Annotated in this window: 2 rRNA genes; both read left to right on the top strand. The window is 43.6% G+C overall.

The window, feature by feature from the left end:
- Positions 1-82, top strand: a 23S ribosomal RNA gene (locus tag A3756_RS06765); the annotation flags it as partial.
- Between the two features lie 167 nt (positions 83-249).
- A 5S ribosomal RNA gene (gene rrf / locus A3756_RS06760) occupies positions 250-364 on the top strand.
- Positions 365-408: the final 44 nt, after the last annotated feature.

Here is a 408-nt window from a genome sequence, read left to right as displayed (position 1 = left end):
ACTATGACGTTGATAGGCTGGGTGTGTAAGTGCGGTAACGTATTGAGCTAACCAGTACTAATTGCTCGTGAGGCTTAACTATATAACGCCCAAGTGGTTTTATAGTGAATGATTATTCGTACAACGACGGGTAACGCAAATTGGATATGAGTCTTCGTTAGACAGCAGAGATAAAATTAGCTATTACTTGCTATTGTTAAAGACGCAGAATTAAGTGTTGTTGATCAAGTATCAGCAACCGAAGTTTTGCCTGACGACCATAGAGCTTTGGAACCACCTGATCCCATCCCGAACTCAGAAGTGAAACGAAGCATCGCCGATGGTAGTGTGGGAGGTCCCATGTGAGAGTAGGTCATCGTCAGGCTTCTATTAGAAACCCCAGTAGGTCGTCCTACTGGGGTTTTTTAT

Source organism: Oleiphilus sp. HI0086 (genome assembly GCF_001635225.1).
The sequence above is the reverse complement of the archived record's forward strand: the minus strand, read 5'-3'. Positions and strand labels throughout refer to the sequence as shown.